Source organism: Nocardia violaceofusca NBRC 14427 (assembly GCF_963869435.1).
In the GTDB taxonomy this organism is placed as follows: domain Bacteria; phylum Actinomycetota; class Actinomycetes; order Mycobacteriales; family Mycobacteriaceae; genus Nocardia; species Nocardia aobensis.
In genome coordinates, this window is record NZ_CAWMPM010000005.1 from 225915 (window position 1) to 244316 (window position 18402).

Consider the following 18402-nt stretch of genomic DNA (forward strand, 5'->3'; position numbering starts at 1 on the left):
CAGCCCGCACACTGGTGCGGTGACTTCCACGCAAGACCAGCTTCACTCGCGCGACGGCAGATCCCCTTCCTCACCGGTTCCACATCGCGCCCACGGTCGGCTGAGCGAAGTCCCCCACCTGGTCGGCCTGGTGCTCGGCGTGTTCTCGATTCTGTGTGCGCTGTGGAGTATTTCGCCCGGCCTGCGCTACATCACCTCGGTCCCGCGGCACTACCTCGACGCCTACTATTTCGACGCGCCCGACACGAACCTGATGTGGGCGGTGATCGTCGGTCTGCTCGCCGGCGCGACGGCGTCCCGGAAACGCATCGCCTGGTGGCTGCTGGTCGGGTACATGGCGCTGTTCGCGCTCGCCAACGGACTGGATTTCGCCGAGGAGCAGGATCCGCACGCCCTGGCCGCGCTGTTCGTCCACCTGGCCGTGGTCGGCCTGATGATCGCGGCGTGGCCGGAGTTCTACACCCGGGTGCGGCGGGGCGCGGTGTGGAAGGCACTCGGTGTCCTGGTCAGCGGGCTGATCATCGGCAGTCTGCTCGGGTGGGGGCTGGTGGAACTGTTCCCCGGCAGCCTGCCCCGCGGTGCGCAACGCCCGCTGTGGGCGGTCTCGCGGGTCACCGCGACAATTCTGGTGGCGGACAACAACTTCGACGGGCATCCCCCGCATGTGGTGAATCTGCTGCTCGGCCTGTTCGGCGCGATCGCGCTGCTGGCGGCGGCGCTGGTGCTGTTCCGCTCCCAGCGCGCCTCCAACGCCATGACCGGACTGGACGAATCCGCGGTGCGCGGCCTGCTCGCCCGTTCCGATGTCGAGGATTCGCTGGGCTACTTCGCGACTCGCCGCGACAAGGCCGTGGTGTTCGCGCCCAGCGGTAAAGCGGCGATCACCTATCGCGTCGAACTCGGCGTCTGCCTGGCCTCCGGCGATCCGATCGGTGTGCGGGAGGCGTGGCCGCAGGCCATCGATGCCTGGTTGCGACTGGCCGACGAATACGGTTGGGCCCCGGCCGTGATGGGTGCGGGTGAACTCGGCGCCACCGCCTACCGCCGGGCGGGCCTGTCCGCGCTGCGACTGGGCGACGAGGCGATTCTCGACACCCGTTCCTTCTCGCTGGCCGGGCCCGAGATGAAGCAGGTCCGCCAGGCCGCCAACCGTTTACACAAACAGGGCTTCACCGTCCGGGTCCGCCGGCACAGCGAACTGTCGCCGGACGAGATGGCACAGATGATCGTCCGCGCCGATTCCTGGCGCGACACCGAAACCGAACGCGGCTTCTCGATGGCACTGGGCCGGCTCGGCGACCGGCTCGACGGAGACAGCCTGCTGGTGGAGGCGCTCGACCGCGACGGCCGCGTATGGGGCATGCTCTCGCTGGTACCGTGGGGCCGCAGCGGTGTCTCGCTCGATGTGATGCGACGAGATCCCAAGGGCCCCAACGGAATCATGGAATTCATGATCTCCCAGCTGGCGCTGACCTCGGAACAGTACGGGATCACCCGGGTCTCGCTGAACTTCGCGGTGTTCCGCTCGGTCTTCGAGGAGGGCGGCCGGATCGGCGCCGGCCCGGTGCTGCGGCTGTGGCGCAGTGTGCTGATGTTCTTCAGCCGCTGGTGGCAGCTCGAGGCGCTGTACCGGTCGAATGTGAAATATCAGCCGCAGTGGGTGCCGCGGTTCCTCATCTTCGAGGAACGCCGCCAGCTGCCGCGAGTGGCGTTCGCCGGCGCGCTGGCCGAGGGCTTCCTGCCGCGGTTCGGCACGCAGCCGGACGCCTCGGCGCACACCGGTCTTCATTCCGCGGTACCGCCCACCCTCACGGGCCTGCACGCCGACGGCAGCCCGCCCGAGGCGCCGCCCTCGGAACTCGAGCAGGCCGCCGCTCGCCGTCCCGAGCAGGTGCGGGTGCGGATGGACAAGGTGCGCCGGCTCGAATCGGCCGATATCGACGCCTACCCGGTGGCCTACGCCCCGACCCATTCGATCGCCGATGCCCGCCGCTCCCCCAAGGGCACCACGGTGCGCGTGTGCGGGCGGCTGTTGCGGATCCGCGATCACGGCGGCGTCACCTTCGCCGCGCTGCGCGACTGGTCCGGCGACATCCAGATCCTCATCGACCGGGACCGGGTCGGCGCGCGCCGCTCGAGTTCGTTCGGCGAGTACTTCGACCTGGGTGATCTGATCGAGGTGAGCGGCCAGATCGGCAGCAGCCGCCGCGGCGAACTGTCGCTGCTCGCCCAGGACTGGCGGATGATCGGCAAATGCCTGCACCCGCTGCCGGACAAGTGGCGCGGACTCGCCGACCCCGAGGCGCGGGTGCGGCAGCGCTTCGTCGATATGACGATCAACGTCGAGGCGCGCGAGGTGCTGGCCAAACGCAGCGCGGTGGTGCGGTCGCTGCGGGACACGCTGAACGGCTGGGGTTTCCTCGAGGTCGAGACACCGGTACTGCAGCAGGTGCACGGCGGCGCCAACGCCGCGCCCTTCCGCACCCACATCAATGCCTACGACCTGGATCTGTATCTGCGCATCGCACCGGAGCTGTATCTCAAACGGCTGTGCGTGGGCGGGATGGAGAAGGTCTTCGAACTGGGCCGGGTGTTCCGCAACGAGGGTGTGGACTACAGCCACAATCCGGAATTCACGATTCTGGAAGCCTATGAGGCGCACAGCGACTACGAGCGGATGATGCACGCGTGCCGCCAGCTGATCCAGAATGCGGCGATCGCGGCCAACGGCGCCTGCGTCGCCCTGCGACCGGACGCGGACGGAACGCTGACCGAGGTCGACATCTCCGGCGACTGGCCGGTGCGCACCGTGCACGGCGCCATCTCCGAAGCCGTCGGCGAGACCGTCACCCCCGACACCCCGGTGGATCGGCTGCGACTGCTGTGCGACAAGGTCGAGGTGCCGTATCAGCCGGGCTGGGACGCCGGGCAGATCGTGCTCGAGATGTACGAACACCTCGTCGAGGACCGGACCCAGGAACCGACCTTCTACATCGACTTCCCGACCTCCGTCTCACCGCTGACACGCGCACATCGGCGCATCGACGGTGTCGCCGAACGCTGGGATCTGGTGGCATGGGGTGTCGAACTCGGCACCGCCTACAGCGAATTGACCAATCCGATCGAACAACGCCGCCGCCTGACCGAACAGTCGCTGCTGGCCGCGGGCGGCGACCCGGAGGCCATGGAGCTGGACGAGGATTTCCTCGAGGCGCTGGAATTCGCGATGCCGCCGACCGGCGGCCTGGGTGTGGGCGTGGACCGCGTGGTCATGCTGATCACCGGCCGCAGCATCCGCGAAACCCTGCCGTTCCCGCTGGTCAAACCGCGCACCGGCCAGGGCGACGGACGCTGACCGCACCTGCGGCGTCCGAGGCGCGCACCCGTTCGCGAACCCGGAACCGGCGTCCGGCACAGTAGATCCGTGCAGCTTGTTCTCGTGCGTCACGCTCAGCCCGGACGGGTGCTGACCACCTCCGGTCCCGCCGATCCCGAACTCACCGAACTGGGTGTCGAACAGGCCCGGCGGGTACCCGCGGTGATCGCCCGCTTCGCGGGAAGCGAGCATCGCATCGCACGGGTGGTGAGCAGTCCGCAGCGGCGGGCCCGCGATACCGCCGCGCCGACGGCCGAGAAGCTGGGACTGCCGGTCGAGGTGCTCGACGGGCTGGCCGAATACGACCGCGACCTACCCGCCTACATCCCGATCGAGGATGCCAAGCGGGACTTCCGCGCCACCTACGACCGGATCAAGGCCGGACATCTGCCCGAACAGATCGACGGTCCCGCATTCGTGGCGCGGGTACTGGGCACGATCGCCGAAATCGTCGCGGCCGCCGAACCGGCCGATACGGTCGTCGCCTTCGCCCACGGCGGGGTGATCAACGTACTGCTGCAGGACGTACTCGGCCTGCAACGGCCGCTGACCTTTCCGATCGACTACTGCTCGATCACCCGAGTGCTCTTCTCGCGCAGCGGGACCCGGACCGCGGCGACGGTGAACGAGAACAGCCACGTCTGGGAGTTGTTGCCGCGCAATCTGCCGGTGGACTGAACAGCCGCCACAATTCACAGCCGATTACCAGCGCGATCGCTCTTCCATCCCAGGGTCGAGTCGTTCGATGAGTGACCATGGGCCCCCGCACGACGGCCCGTGTTCCGAGTGAAAGGTAATCCGTTGCTCTCCAAGAGTTCTTCGCGCCGCAGGCTGATCGCCCGCATCGCCGTCGCCGGCGCCGTCGCCGCCGCCCCCGTGGCAGCCGTCGCCGTTCCCGCTTTCGCCGACACCCCGTCCGCCGCGCCCGTCGACTGGCACGATCACGATCACGACCACGACGGGTGGCGTCATCACCACGATCACGACCACGGGCCCTGGCAGCCGGGCCCGGGCGGTTTCCTGCCCGGCGGGCCCGACGGCTTCCTTCCCGGACCGCCTCCCACCGGCTCGTTCGGCTGATCGACCGCCACAGCATACGAGGGCCGCTCCTTTTCAGGAGCGGCCCTCGTTGCCATGTGGGCGGCGGAATCAGTGGCCGTGACCGGGATCCGCGGCACCGTGACCGGCTTCAAAGTTCATTCACAGTTCGCGGACATCACCGACCCAGCCGGGGGCGTTTCGATGTACTCGTGAGCCGCCGGGCCGACCGGCCCGAAACCGAGAGTGCGGCTCCATATTTCGCAGACGAAAGGCCGAAACCTTGCAGAACACCGCGAAGCCGAAGAACCACACCCGCCGCCTCGTGACCCGCGTCGCCGTCGCCGGCGCGCTCGTCGTCGTTCCCCTGTCCGCGCTCGCCGTGCCGGCCTTCGCCGACACCCCCGCCAATGCCCCCAGCGCGGTCGCCATCGACCGGGACAACCACCCCGGCGACCGCGATCACGACGGCGACCACCGCGGGCCCGACGGCGACCACCGCGGCGACCGGGACCGCGGACCGGAGAACCAGCCGGCTCCCGCGCCGCAGCTGCCCCAGCTCCCGCCGACCGGTTCCGCCGGCTGATCCCGGAAACGGTGCAGGCCACCCCGCTCGATGCGGGGTGGCCTGCACGGGTGGATCACCGGCTCATGCCATTCCGGCGATCCAGTTGTGCATCCAGGTGATCGCGGTCTGACCGCCACCCACCGAGTAGCTCCCGTAGGAGGTGTGGGTGCCGGACTGGTAGAAGTGCTCGAGCTGTTCCACCCGCTGCTGGTTGGCGTCGTCGGTGAGCTGCGACTGCAGAGCCGCGACACCACCGTGCGCCATCAGATCGCCGATGATCGAACCCGCCTCGAGCTGGTAACGCCACAGGTTGGCCGCGCTCGCACCGGAGGCCTGCGCCAGGAAGCCGGCGAAGCGGGTGACGTAGTCGGTGTCCTCGGTGGAGCAGTACAGATCACCGGCCGCGCAGATGGTGCGCACCCGGTCGCTGAGGAAGCCGAATCCACCCACGCGCGGACCACCGGCGCCGGCGCCGCCGACGACCGGGCCGACCTGGACGTCGGTGGGAGAACGGCGCGGATCGGAGATCAGGCCGACACCCGAAACGCGGTCCGGCGGAACCACGCCCAAGCCGGTGCCGATCTCGGCCGCCAGATCGCCTGCGGCATCCGCACCCTGGCTGTAGCCGACGATCGCGTAATGCGTACCGGCGCAGCGGGCCGCCATCCCCTGGATGAGACCGCGCGCGTTGTCGGTCGCTTCCTTCTTGGAGGCGCCGTAGACATCGCCCTCCCACGGGAAGGCGGTCGCGGCGTAGCTGACGTAGTCGACGTCCGTCGAACTCGGCAGGCCGCGGGTCACACCGGACAGCATGCCGGGGCCGACCATGTGATCGGGTTTGTGATCACCGGTTTCCCAGGTACCCGGAATGGCGACGACATACAGGCTCGGGCATCCGGGATCCGCACTCGCGGAACCGCTTCCGATCGCGGTACCCGACACTGCCATACCAGCCAGTACCGCGACTGCCGCCCCGGCGGCCGCGACAACCTTCTTCAACCGCATGCTGCTCCAGTTCAAGCCAGCCCTCGCCGGGGCTCCTCATATGTATTCGCCGCTGATGATGCCGCCGCCACATTGCCGCGCGGTAAATTCCCGGCGAAGCAAAAACCGCCCACCTCCGTGACGCGCGGCAGCGAGACGACCTCGCGACAACGAGTCCGGACATGGACCAAGAGCATTTACGACATACCGGTGCTCAGGATAACGGCGGCATCGAGGAACTGCCATCCGAGCTCGAAATCCCGTCCGATTTCCGATGTTTGAGACTCGGGTACACGTTTCCGCACTACAGAGCGAAAAAGGAGGCGCCCACGGGCTCGAAAGCCCGTGGACGCCTCTGATTTTCGGTTGTCAGCGCTGGGCGACCGCCGTCGGAGCGATCGGCGCCGGCAGCGCGGTCTCGCCCTCGAGGTGCTTGTCCACCGCCGACGCGGCGGCCCGGCCCTCGGCGATGGCCCACACGATCAGCGACTGCCCACGACCCATATCGCCGGCGACGAAGACGCCGGGAACGGTGGTCTGGAAGTCCTTACCGCGCTTGACGTTGCCGCGCTGGTCGTAGCCCACGCCGAGATCCTCGAGCAGACCCGGCTTCTGCGGGCCGACGAAGCCCATCGCCAGCAGGACCAGATCGGCCTCCAGCGTGAAGTCGGTGCCCTCGACCTTCTCGAAGCGGCCGTTGACGTTGCGAACCTCGTGCGCCTGCAGTCCGGTCACCTTGCCGTCCTCGCCGATGAACCGCTCGGTGTTCACCGAGAAGACGCGCTCGCCGCCCTCTTCGTGCGCCGAGGAGACCCGGAACATCAGCGGGTAGGTCGGCCACGGGGTCGACTCCGCCCGCTCGGCCGGCGGCTTCGGCATGATCTCGAACTGGTGGATGCTGGCCGCACCCTGCCGGTGCGAGGTGCCCAGGCAGTCGGCGCCGGTGTCACCGCCACCGATGATGACGACCTTCTTGCCCTTGGCGTGAATCCGCGGCAGGCCCTCTTCGTCGGCGACCGGATCGCCCAGCTGAACGCGGTTGGCCAGCGGCAGGAATTCCATCGCCTGGTGGATGCCGTCCAGATCGCGCCCCGGAATCGGCAGATCCCGCGCGATGGTGGAACCACCGGCGAGCACCACCGCGTCGAACTGCTCGCGCAGCTGTTCGGCGGTGATGTCGACACCCACGTTCACGCCCGCCTTGAAGATGGTGCCCTCGGCCTCCATCTGCGCCAGGCGGCGGTCGATGAAGCGCTTCTCCATCTTGAATTCCGGAATGCCGTAGCGCAGCAGACCGCCGATGCGGTCGTCGCGCTCGAACACCGTGACGGTGTGGCCGGCGCGGGTCAGCTGCTGGGCCGCGGCCAGACCGGCCGGACCCGAACCCACGACCGCGATCTTCTTACCGGTCAGGCGAGTCGGATAGACCGGCTGCACCCAACCCTCGTCGAAGGCGTTCTCGATGAGCTCGACCTCGACCTGCTTGATGGTGACCGGATCCTGGTTGATGCCGAGCACACACGACGCCTCACACGGCGCCGGGCACAACCGCCCGGTGAACTCCGGGAAGTTGTTGGTCGCGTGCAGACGGTCGATACCCTCGCGCCAGCGGTCCCGGTACACCAGGTCGTTCCACTCGGGAATCAGATTCCCCAGCGGGCAGCCGTTGTGGCAGAACGGGATACCGCAGTCCATGCATCGGCTGGCCTGGGTCTGCAGGGTCTGGTGGGAGTAGCTCTCCTCGTAGACCTCTTTCCAGTCCATCAGTCGCAGCGGAACCGGACGGCGGGTGGGCAGCTCCCGCTTGGTGTGCTTCAGAAATCCCTGTGGATCACCCACGTGCGGCCTCCGTAATTTCGCCTCTCACGGCCGTCCGTGCGTCTTGCACGCGTCTCACGTTATCCACGTGCGGCCTCCATGATCGCCTCGTCGACATCCCGCCCGGCCTTCTCAGCCTCGGAGATAGCGAGCAATACCTTCTTGTAGTCGCGAGGCATAACCTTCACGAAGTGGTTCACCTGCTGCGACCAATCGCTCAGGATGCGTTCGGCCACCGCCGAACCCGTCGCATCGCGATGGCTCGCGACCACGTCGCGCAGCCAGGTGAAGTCCTCGCCCTCGAGCTGTTCGATATCGACCAACTCGGTGTTGAGGTTGGCTTCGAACGTGCCGTTCGGGTTGTAGATGTAGGCGATACCGCCCGACATACCGGCACCGAAGTTCCGGCCGGTCTCGCCGAGGATCACCACTCGGCCACCGGTCATGTACTCGCAGCCGTGGTCACCCACGCCCTCGACCACCGCGGTGGCGCCCGAGTTGCGCACACAGAACCGCTCGCCGACCACGCCGCGGATGAACGCCTCACCGCTGGTGGCGCCGAACAGGATCACGTTGCCCGCGATGATGTTCTCTTCGGCGACGAAGGACTCCGGCGCGTTCAGCGACGGCCGCACCACCAGGTGCCCGCCCGAGAGGCCCTTGCCCACATAGTCGTTGGCATCACCGAACACCCGCAGGGTGATACCGGCCGGGACGAACGCGCCGAAGCTGTTGCCCGCCGAACCGGTGAAGGTGATGTCGATGGTGTCGTCGGGCAGGCCGGCGCCACCGTAGAGCTTGGTCACCTCGTGGCCGAGCATGGTGCCGACCGTGCGGTTCACGTTCGTGATCTTGGTCTCGAACTTGACCGGCTTGCCGCGCTCGAGCGCATCCGCAGCCTGGGCGATGAGCTGGTTGTCCAGCGCCTTGTCCAGGCCGTGGTCCTGAGTCTTGGTGTTGCGGCGGTCCTGGTACATGAACGCCGTCTCGACATCGTCGAGGATCGGCGACAGATCCAGCTTGCTCGCCTTCCAGTGCTCCTTGGCCTTGGTGGTGTCGAGCAGGTCGACCCGGCCGATGGCCTCGTCGAGCGTGCGCAGACCCAGCGAGGCCAGCAGCTCCCGCACCTCTTCGGCGATGAACAGGAAGAAGTTCTCGACGAATTCGGGCTTACCGGTGAAGCGCTGACGCAGTACCGGGTTCTGGGTCGCGACGCCGACCGGGCAGGTGTCGAGATGGCAGACGCGCATCATGACGCAGCCGGAGACCACCAGCGGAGCGGTCGCGAAACCGTACTCCTCGGCACCGAGCAGCGCGCCGATCAGCACGTCGCGGCCGGTCTTCATCTGGCCGTCGACCTGCACCACGATGCGGTCGCGCAGACCGTTGAGCAGCAGCGTCTGCTGGGTCTCGGCCAGACCGAGCTCCCACGGGCCGCCCGCGTGCTTCAACGAGGTCAGCGGCGAGGCGCCGGTGCCACCGTCGTGGCCGGAGATCAGCACGACGTCGGCGTGCGCCTTGGAGACGCCGGCCGCGACCGTTCCCACACCCGGCTCCGCGACAAGTTTCACGTGAATCCGAGCCTGCGGATTCGCGTTCTTCAGGTCGTGGATCAGCTGGGCCAGATCCTCGATCGAGTAGATGTCGTGGTGCGGCGGCGGCGAGATCAGGCCGACACCCGGCGTCGAGTGCCGCACCTCGGCGACCCACGGGTACACCTTGTGCGCGGGCAGCTGACCGCCCTCACCGGGCTTGGCGCCCTGGGCCATCTTGATCTGGATATCGGTGCAGTTGGTCAGGTAGTGCGCGGTCACACCGAAGCGGCCCGAGGCCACCTGCTTGATCGCACTGCGCCGCCAATCGCCGCTGTCCTCCGGCTCGAAGCGGGCCGGCGACTCGCCGCCCTCACCCGAGTTGGAGCGGCCGCCGAGACGGTTCATCGCGATGGCGAGGGTCTCGTGCGCCTCCGCCGAGATCGAGCCGTAGCTCATCGCGCCGGTGGAGAAGCGCTTCACGATCTCGCTCGCCGGCTCGACTTCCTCGACCGGAATCGCGTGCCGGCCCTCGGTCTTGAACTTGAACAGGCCGCGCAGCGAGGCCAGGCGCTCGGACTGGTCGTCGACCAGCTTGGTGTACTCCTTGAAGATCGAGTACTGACCCGAGCGGGTCGCGTGCTGCAGCTTGAACACCGTGTCCGGGTTGAACAGGTGGAACTCACCCTCGCGCCGCCACTGGTATTCACCGCCGATCTCGAGTTCGCGGTGCGCGCGCTCGGTGCGGTTCTCCAGGAAGGCGACCCGGTGGCGGGCGGCGACCTCGGCGGCGATGTCGTCGAGACCGATGCCGTCCAGCGGCGAGGTCAGGCCGGTGAAGTACTGGTCGCACAGTTCCTGCGACAGGCCCACGACCTGGAACAGCTGCGCGCCGCGGTAGGAGGCGATGGTGGAGATGCCCATCTTGGACATCACCTTCAGCACGCCCTTGCCGGCCGCCTTGTTGTAGTTCTTGACGGCCGCGGCGTAGTCGGCCGCCTTGTCACCGGTGCTGCCCGGCATCTCCAGCGCGCCGCGCTCGAGCATGTCCTCGATCGACTCGAAGGCCATGTAGGGGTTGATCGCGGCCGCGCCGAAGCCGACCAGCATGGCCATGTGGTGCACCTCGCGGGCGTCACCGGCCTCGACGACCAGGCCGACCTTGGTGCGGGTGCGCTCGCGCACCAGGTGGTGGTGCACCGAGGCGGTGAGCAGCAGCGACGGAATCGGCGCCAGCTTCTCGTTGGATTCGCGGTCGGACAGCACGATGATCCGCGCGCCGCCGTCGATGGCGGCCGACACCTGGGCGTTGATCGCCTCGAGCGCCTTGCGCAGACCCTTGCCGCCCTTCTTCACCGAGTAGAGGCCGCGCACGACCACCGAACGCAGCTCGGGCCGCGAACCGTCGTCGTTGATGTGGACGAGCTTGGCCAGCTCGTCGTTGTCGAGAATCGGCTGGGTCAGCGTGATGTGACGACAGGACTCCGGTCCCGGATGCAGCAGGTCGGCCTCCGGGCCGATGGTGCTGCGCAGGCTGGTGACGACCTCCTCGCGGATGGCGTCCAGCGGCGGGTTGGTGACCTGGGCGAACAGCTGCGCGAAGTAGTCGAACAGCAGGCGGGGACGCGAGGACAGCACCGCGATCGGCGTATCGGTGCCCATCGAACCCAGCGCCTCACCGCCGGTCTTGGCCATCGGCGTGATCAGCAGGCTCAGTTCCTCGGTGGAGTATCCGAAGATCTGCTGGCGGATGAGCACGCGGTCGTGCGACATGTGCTCGTGCGGACGGTCGGGCAGCTCGGCCAGCTTGATGATGCCCTCGTCGAGCCACTCCTGGTACGGCTGCTCGGCGGCCAGCTGCGACTTGATCTCGTCGTCGCTGATGATGCGGCCCTGCGAGGTGTCGACCAGGAACATGCGGCCGGGCTGCAGACGGGCCTTGCGGACCACCTTCGACGGCTCGATGTCGAGCACGCCGACCTCGGAGGCCATGACGACCAAGCCGTCCTCGGTGACCCAGATGCGCGACGGGCGCAGACCGTTGCGGTCCAGCACCGCGCCGACGACGGTGCCGTCGGTGAAGCACACCGAGGCCGGGCCGTCCCACGGCTCCATCAGCATGGAGTGGTAGCGGTAGAAGGCGCGCTGCGCCGGGTCCATCGACTCGTGCCGCTCCCAGGCCTCCGGGATCATCATCAGCACGGCGTGCGGCAGGCTGCGGCCACCGAGGTGCAGCAGTTCCAGCACCTCGTCGAAGCGCGCGGTGTCGGAGGCGCCCGGGGTGCAGACCGGGAAGATCTTCTCCAGCCGGTTGTTGCCCTCGCTGTCGGTGCCGAAGATCTCGGAGTTCAGCAGCGCCTCGCGGGCGCGCATCCAGTTCTCGTTACCGGTGACGGTGTTGATCTCACCGTTGTGCGCGACGCGGCGGAAGGGGTGGGCCAGCGGCCAGGACGGGAAGGTGTTGGTCGAGAACCGCGAGTGCACGATGCCCAGCGCCGATTCGACCCGGTCGTCCTGCAGATCCAGGTAGAACGCCCGCAGCTGCGGGGTGGTGAACATGCCCTTGTAGACGAAGGTCTGACCGGACAGGCTCGGGAAGTAGACGGTCTCGCGGCCGACCGCGCCCTCACCGGCGCCCTGCTTGCCGAGTTCGTGCTCGACCCGCTTGCGCACGACGTAGGCACGCCGCTCCAGATCCATGCCGCTGAGCTGCTCGGCGGCGTCCGGGGGCGAGGCGATGAACAGCTGCCGGAACGTCGGCATGGCGTCGCGCGACAGCGCACCCAGGGAGGACTCGTCGATCGGAACCTCGCGCCAGCCCAGAACGGCCAGGCCCTCTTCCTTGACGATCTTCTCGACCCGGTAGCAGGCGCGGGCGGCCTCGCGGCGGGCCTGCGGCAGGAATGCGATACCGGTGGCGTAGGAACCTTCCGGCGGCAACTCGAACGCGGCACCGCTCTCGGCCAGCGTGGCCCGGAAGAACGCATCCGGGAGCTGGATCAGGATGCCCGCACCGTCACCGGAGTTGGGTTCCGCACCCGCAGCACCACGGTGCTCCAGGTTCAGCAGTGCCGTAATAGCCTTGTCGACGATGTCGCGGCTACGACGGCCATGCATGTCGACGACGAACGCGACACCGCAGGAGTCGTGCTCGTTCGCCGGGTCGTACAGACCAATTCGACCCGGTGACCGGTGTCCAATTCGCGGCTCGCCGCGGTGGCCAGGAAGTTGCGTCATGCCTCTGCCTTCAAGAAATAGGCGCCTTCAACGAAGAGGCCTTCGATTTCGATGCCTTCTTTCCGATGGCCCTCGTCGAAACGCCTCCGCCTAGACTGCGTCCGGACGTTGCGGCGACCAGCGGCGCTGATGGTCATCCCGTGCAGTCAAACTCTCCAGTTGTCCACCCGCTTCGGTTTCGTAGTCGGGTGCTCGGTGGTAGCGGAACTCTGAGGAGTTCCTTACCCACCGCGCCGTGCTCGCCCGCTAGGCTGATGCTTGCGGCTCGTGGCCGAGTGCGGGCGACGAGTCGGACATTTCACGTCCGACACTTAGAGCAAACGATAAGTCAGGACCGGAGCCCAACCAACTTAGGTTGTGCTAAATACTCCGTCTACCTGGGCATCTTCATCGGTCCTCCACTACCTGCGCGTTCTCCAGTGTAAAGCAGCCAGCGCGGATCGCTGAGTCGCGTTCGCCACTGCCGTCGATAGCGCCTGGGCATCGCCCACGAGCTGGGAGCCCAGTCCTGTGCAACGCTCTCACCTGCGTCGAATCAGATTTCCCCGGACGCGGCGGCGGCAAACCGGGGTGTAAGGCGGCTAACTCTCCGGACACCCGGAGGAGACATTCCGGATACCGGAGCGACAAGCCACGCCAATGTGCGGACCGTACGGCATCGTTTGCGAATGTGGAGTTCAGCACATTCCCGGCAAACCAAGATCGAGAATGACTGTGGTTTATTTCACATCCGTTGCGGGACAAAGCGTTACGGTCGCGCGGACCAGCGCCGCGCCGTGCAGTGCGTCCACCCGGCCCGAGGTCAGAACGGGGAACACCGCGGCCGCGAGCTGCTGCGCACAATCCGGCGCGCCGAGCACGGTGCGATGCGCCGCCAGCTGACTCAGGATTTCGCCGTTCACCTGGTCGATCACGGGCCGCACGGCTGCCAGATCCGACGCATCCGATACGGGCGCGGCAGCCGGATCGAACCGCCACCGGGTGAGTAGTCCGTACTGCACGGTCTTGTTGGCTTCGATCTGGCCGGTGAACACCTGCCGCACCCAGTCCTGCGGCAGCCCCGATCGGGTGCCGGCGGCGGCCATCGCGTCGTAGACCTGCGCCTCGCGCACCGGATCGTCCACCACGGGAGCCTGTCCGGTCGCCTGCGACGTGGTCCATTTCGCGGCGGCGACGGCGTCGGCGGTGTTCAGGCGGCGCAGCACCAGCTCCACCAGGGGACTCAATACTGACCGGCCTTCCGCCGCGGGAGCCGCCTGCGCCTGCGGAAGTACTTGTTCCGCGGTCACCGGCGCCACGACCGCGAATGCCGAGGTGAGAAGCACGGCGACCGCGACGAGGCGAGCGCTGCGGCGCGGGCGGTGACCATCGCATCGCGACCGTGCGGCGTGGGCGTCGACCGCCACCGCGGAGTCGCCGGTCTCACCCGCATATGCTCCCCCGCTCCCATGAGCGCCGACTTCCGGAGTCGCTCGCACGTTCCGCCCTCCTGTCACGGCCGCACCCTCGTTTCGATCGGCGCCGCCTACCCGAGAGTAGGGTTTCGCTCCCCGGCCGTCTGTGAGGCTTACCACATCGATGCCACCGCACTCGGTGGTTCCCCGGTCGGCCTGTCACTCTGAACCTGATTGCGCGCGGCCGGGGCGCTCGGCGGATTACCCGCTCCGCCCGCGCGCGGGGGCACACCACCGCCCGGACCACGATGCAACGACCGTTTCGCCCGTGGCGACAACGACTGGGACCCAGAGGATGTGAATCCGTTGACCGATCCCCGCGTCTTCGATCAATCCGCCACCGGACGTCCGGCGTCCGAAGCCTCGGCCTCCGAAAGCCCGGCCTCCGAAACCCCGGCCTCCGAAACCCCGGCCTCCGAAACCCCGGCGCCCGAAACCCCGGCGGCCGGCTCCCGCACGACCGCACCGCGACCGACATCCCGGCGGTCGCCGATCGGCGCGCTGACCTGGCTCGGCGGCGCCGAAGCCGGCCGCGGCGAACGGCACGAGGCGTCGGCCTACGCCGTCACCGGTGGGGTGGTGCTGTTGTTCGCGGTGCTGTCCGGAATCGTCGTCGCGGCAGCGGGTGCGGCGGCACACTGGCCCGCCGCGGTCGTGGCGATCGTCGCGCTGCTCGCGACACTGCTGGTCGGCGCGATATCGCGAGCGCTGGCCACCGCGCCACTGTCGGACCGGGCCGGCCGCGGCCGAGCCGAGCGGTTCGGGCGGATCGTGGTCGCGGTGATCACCGGTGTGCTGGTGGCCGAGCTGGCGAGCACGGTGATTCTCGCCGGATCCGTCGACCGCACACTCGACGATCGGTCCCGCCGCGACGCCGAATCCGCCGCGACCGTGGTCACCGCGCGCACCGAACTCGACCGGGCGACGGCCGAACGCGCCGCACTCACGCAGACCATCGCCCAGGCACAGGCCGATATGGATCAGGCCCTGGTCGTCGCCCGCTGCGAATACAACCCCACGCCGCAGTGCCCGCAGACCAAGATCACCGGGGTGCCCGGCCGGGGCCCCGAAGCACAGACCGCCAACGCGATGCTCGACGACGCCCGCGGGCGGTTCAACACCGCCCAGGCCCGCATCCAGCCCTCGGACGCGGAAATCGCCACCCGGCAGCGCGCCCTGGAGCAGGCCCGTACCGCTGCCTTCCACACCGGGGACCGTGGTCTGGGCGCGCGCTGGCTGGCCATGAACGACTACACCATCGGGCATATCGGCGCGCTGCTGTTGCGCCTGCTCACGATCGTGATCGCGGTGGTACTGGCGCTGCTGCCGCTGATACTGCGGTCCTGGCGTGGCGAATCGTCGTTCGACCGCGCCGTGGCCGCGCGGGCCGAAGCCGACCGCGCCGCGCGGGCCGCCGACACCGCGGTCGCGGTCCAGCACGCCGAACACCGGGTGGCCGCCGCGCAACTGGCATTGCACGCCGATACCGCGATCGATCGCGAACGCCAGCGCAAACGGGTGATAGCCGCGATCGGCAACCTGGAAATCGGCATCACCGAACCGCAGCGCCGGGCGGTGGCCGAATTCGAAGCGCTGGCCGCCCTTCCCCCGGGGGCGCAGACCGCCCCGAACGCATTGCCCGCCGCCGAATCCACGGCCCGAACCGACCCCCTACAGGAGGCGACCGTGACCGCACGGAATCTGCCCGCACAGCTGCCCTCGACCGGCCTGGCACCGAATTCGCCCGCTGCGGTGCCCGCCCCGCGCGAGGATGCGAAAAAGGGTGGTGGACTGGAACTTCCGGTGATCGGCACGGTGCCGTTCACCGATACCGCGGCGCGCTGGATCCGGCCGCTGGTACCCGGATTCGTCACCTCCGCACTCGACCGGACCATCGACACCGCGACGGCACCGCTGCGCACCGTCCGTCAGGTCTTCGAAGAGGCGGAGGAGATCACCTTCACTCTCAAACGCACCCGCAAGGTGACGGTGAACTCCGAGGATTCGCACGATCCGGCGGTGGGCTACGGGCATCCGGGCCAGGCGCTGCCGAATGCGCCGTACGGCCAGGTCACCGCGTCGTACCCGTACGACGCGTACCAGCACGACCCGCGTTACGCCGCCTACCGGCACGACCCGCGCTATGCCCGCTACGCGGCGCTCCCGTACCGGGATCCCGCGGCCCACCCCGGCCTGCCGGAATCCGGCCCGTACGGCGAATTGCCCGCCGCCGACGCGACCGAACTCGGCTACCGCGCCCCGCGCGAACTGCCGCCCGGCTCCGGCCGCGACTGACCGAGGGCTGCGACCGGACGCGCCCGGGACCACGGCCGGGGGCGGCACGGTGCGTCGGTGTGGCCGAACCGGGTCGCGTCAGCTCGTGGGCGGACCCGGCCGGGTGGCCGCTCGGATAACCGTCACGCGTCCGGGTCCGTGGATAGACTCGGCCCGTGTTTCCAGCCGTGACCGGTCGAGAGGGGCGATCGTCCGCCCACCGCGTGGTGCCGCCGCGCGGTGCCGGCGACCGCGACTCCGTCGGCGGAGACGACGCCGAACGAATTCCGGTGCGACCACTGTCGTGGCGCGAGCTGGCCGATCTGCCCTTCGCGGTGTTGCAGCATCGGATTCGGCTGATCGCCGGGCTGGCGGGTGCGGGATCGGCCGCTGCCCTGGGGATCGTGGCCGGGATCACCGCCCTGGTGTCGTTCGCGACCGGGGGCTCGAGCGCCGGAACCGCCTGGGCGGCAATTCTTTCCACAGCCTGCTGTGCATGGGTGCTGCGGCTGTGGACAGTCGGTGTCACCGTGCCGATCGGGCTCGCCGTCGTCGACGACCAGCCGATCACCGCGCGCACCGCCGCCGGGCGCCTGGTCCCGGTCTCGGGCCGGCTGCTGCTGAATCAGGTGATTTCCACATCGATCGGCTTCGGCATCCTGTTGCTCGGCACGCCGCTGATCGTCACCCTGATTCCGGCGGTGATCTGGCTGGCCCGGGTACGCGGGACGAGGTGGCCGATCGCGCCCGTCCTGTTCACCGAATCGATTCCGTACCAGGCGGCGGTCCGACGAGCGAAACTGCTCGCCACCGGCCGCGTGATGCCGTTGGCCGGTCTGTGGCTCTATCTGCGCACAGTGCTGTTGGCGCTGGCGGCGCCGGTCGCGGGACTCCTGGGCTTCCTCTCCGATATCTCCGGCACCCATCGCTGGGCGGTCGTCATCCTGCTGTCCGGTGCGGTGCTGCTGATTTCGGCGTTCGCCGCGGCGGTGGACGCCGCGACCGCGGTGGTGGTCCATATCGACCGGCGCTGCGGCCGCGAAGGTTTCGACATCCGGATACCGAGCGGGCAGGCGGCACGGTGACCGACGACGACGCCCGGCCCGATCGCCCCTCGGCGCCTCCGCCACCGACACTCGGCCCGGCCGCCCAGCACCGCGCCGCGGCCGAGTCCGCCGCCGGGCACCACGACTTCGATACCGCACTGCGCGAACGCTTCCGCGCCGTCGTGCGCGGTCTCGAACAGGGTGGGGTGCTCGAGGTCCGGCGTTCGCGCACCGCGCGCGAAACCGCATCGGCCGCAGCGCATGCCCTTCCCGGTGCCGCCGCCGAATTCGACGGCGCGGCACACAGTTTCGACGAGATCGTCTACGGCGGGCGCACCGCCACCCCGGACGAATATCAGCGCCTCACCTCGGCCGACCGGTATTCGCTGGCGCCGCCGCCACCGCCGGACCCGATCGAACAGCAGCGCTCGGCACGCACGCGCCGTGGCCGTCGTCAGCTGCCGCCCCTGCCACAATTGTTGCGCGACAAGCGTTTCTGGGTGGTCGTCGTGGGCGCGCTCGTCGTCGCGCTGGTCGTGTACCTGCTGTTCCGGCTGGCCGCCGCGCCGACGGCCCCACCACAGCCGACGCAGCCGCACCCACCGCCGCCGCCCGATCACCCGGATGTCCGCCCACCCGATGTGGGCGAGGGCGACGATTCGATCTTCCAGCGCCTGCCGCCCTGGCTGGCCTACGGCGGACTGCAGGCGCTGATCTTCGCCGCGGTCGTGGTCTGGTGGCGCGCCCGCCGCCGCGGTGCCGTGGTGGGCGAACCCCGACCGGTGCGGGTGGCGGCCGGTGAGCTGCTCGCCGGTCAGGCCGCGCTCTACCGCAGAACCAAGGATCGCGACCATGTCGCGGCGAAGTTGCGCGCGGCCACCCTGCGGCGCATCCGCGCCCGCGTGGACCTGCGCGCCGATGCCGCGCCGGAACGAGTGAGCGCGGTGATCGGAGCCCGGATCGGCGTCGATCCCGGCCGCGTCGCCGCGGCCTTCTACGGGCCCGTCGCCGACGATGCGGCACTGGAATACGTGGCGGCACAACTGGACTGGATCGAATCGGAAATAGGATGACG

General features: G+C 68.8%; 11 protein-coding genes. 7 read left to right on the top strand and 4 right to left on the bottom strand.

Going from position 1 to position 18402, the window contains the following annotated elements; translation table 11 throughout:
• Positions 1-19 precede the first annotated feature (19 nt).
• From lysX to AC5592_RS05720, 4 genes are all read left to right on the top strand, one after another.
• On the top strand, positions 20-3355 hold the full coding sequence (gene lysX / locus AC5592_RS05705; RefSeq protein ID WP_036496975.1) for a bifunctional lysylphosphatidylglycerol synthetase/lysine--tRNA ligase LysX: 3336 nt from the start codon (positions 20-22) through the stop codon (positions 3353-3355).
• Positions 3356-3424: 69 nt separating this feature from the next.
• Positions 3425-4054: a histidine phosphatase family protein gene (locus AC5592_RS05710; RefSeq protein ID WP_036496950.1), complete on the top strand. Its 630-nt coding sequence runs from the start codon at positions 3425-3427 to the stop codon at positions 4052-4054.
• Positions 4055-4177: 123 nt separating this feature from the next.
• Positions 4178-4456 carry a hypothetical protein gene (locus tag AC5592_RS05715; protein ID WP_232329210.1) on the top strand — a complete coding sequence of 93 codons (279 nt, stop codon included), beginning with the start codon at positions 4178-4180 and terminating at the stop codon, positions 4454-4456.
• Between the two features lie 241 nt (positions 4457-4697).
• On the top strand, positions 4698-5000 hold the full coding sequence (locus AC5592_RS05720) for a hypothetical protein (RefSeq protein WP_063063622.1): 303 nt from the start codon (positions 4698-4700) through the stop codon (positions 4998-5000).
• 63 nt (positions 5001-5063) lie between these two features.
• Here the strand turns inward: AC5592_RS05720 and AC5592_RS05725 are convergent, their stop codons facing one another.
• The 4 genes from AC5592_RS05725 to aroQ form a co-directional block, all read right to left on the bottom strand.
• Positions 5064-5987 carry a cutinase family protein gene (locus AC5592_RS05725; RefSeq protein ID WP_083870494.1) on the bottom strand — a complete coding sequence of 308 codons (924 nt, stop codon included), beginning with the start codon at positions 5985-5987 and terminating at the stop codon, positions 5064-5066.
• A 348-nt stretch (positions 5988-6335) separates the two neighbouring features.
• Positions 6336-7805 carry a glutamate synthase subunit beta gene (locus tag AC5592_RS05730; protein ID WP_036496947.1) on the bottom strand — a complete coding sequence of 490 codons (1470 nt, stop codon included), beginning with the start codon at positions 7803-7805 and terminating at the stop codon, positions 6336-6338.
• Between the two features lie 59 nt (positions 7806-7864).
• A complete protein-coding gene (gene gltB / locus AC5592_RS05735; protein WP_063063623.1) occupies positions 7865-12553 on the bottom strand; it encodes a glutamate synthase large subunit in 4689 nt (1562 codons plus the stop codon).
• 719 nt (positions 12554-13272) lie between these two features.
• Positions 13273-14031 (bottom strand): gamma subclass chorismate mutase AroQ, encoded by a 759-nt coding sequence (gene aroQ, locus AC5592_RS05740; RefSeq protein WP_198163772.1) that lies wholly within the window; start codon positions 14029-14031, stop codon positions 13273-13275.
• Positions 14032-14313: 282 nt separating this feature from the next.
• Here aroQ and AC5592_RS05745 point away from each other — a divergent pair, with 282 nt between their 5' ends.
• The 3 genes from AC5592_RS05745 (at position 14314) to AC5592_RS05755 (ending at position 18400) form a co-directional block, all read left to right on the top strand.
• Positions 14314-16302: a DUF4407 domain-containing protein gene (locus AC5592_RS05745; protein ID WP_157121604.1), complete on the top strand. Its 1989-nt coding sequence runs from the start codon at positions 14314-14316 to the stop codon at positions 16300-16302.
• A 155-nt stretch (positions 16303-16457) separates the two neighbouring features.
• A complete protein-coding gene (locus AC5592_RS05750) occupies positions 16458-17366 on the top strand; it encodes a hypothetical protein (RefSeq protein ID WP_232329211.1) in 909 nt (302 codons plus the stop codon).
• Positions 17363-18400 (top strand): DUF4129 domain-containing protein, encoded by a 1038-nt coding sequence (locus AC5592_RS05755; RefSeq protein WP_063063626.1) that lies wholly within the window; start codon positions 17363-17365, stop codon positions 18398-18400. Before AC5592_RS05750 ends, AC5592_RS05755 begins: the two co-directional genes overlap by 4 nt.
• Positions 18401-18402 lie beyond the last annotated feature (2 nt).

Bases quoted from the DNA above. Each gene is read 5' to 3' on its own strand.
- gltB (WP_063063623.1), bottom strand. From the start codon at position 12,553: ATGACGCAACTTCCTGGCCACCGCGGCGAGCCGCGAATTGGACACCGG.
- AC5592_RS05725 (WP_083870494.1), bottom strand. From the start codon at position 5,987: ATGCGGTTGAAGAAGGTTGTCGCGGCCGCCGGGGCGGCAGTCGCGGTA.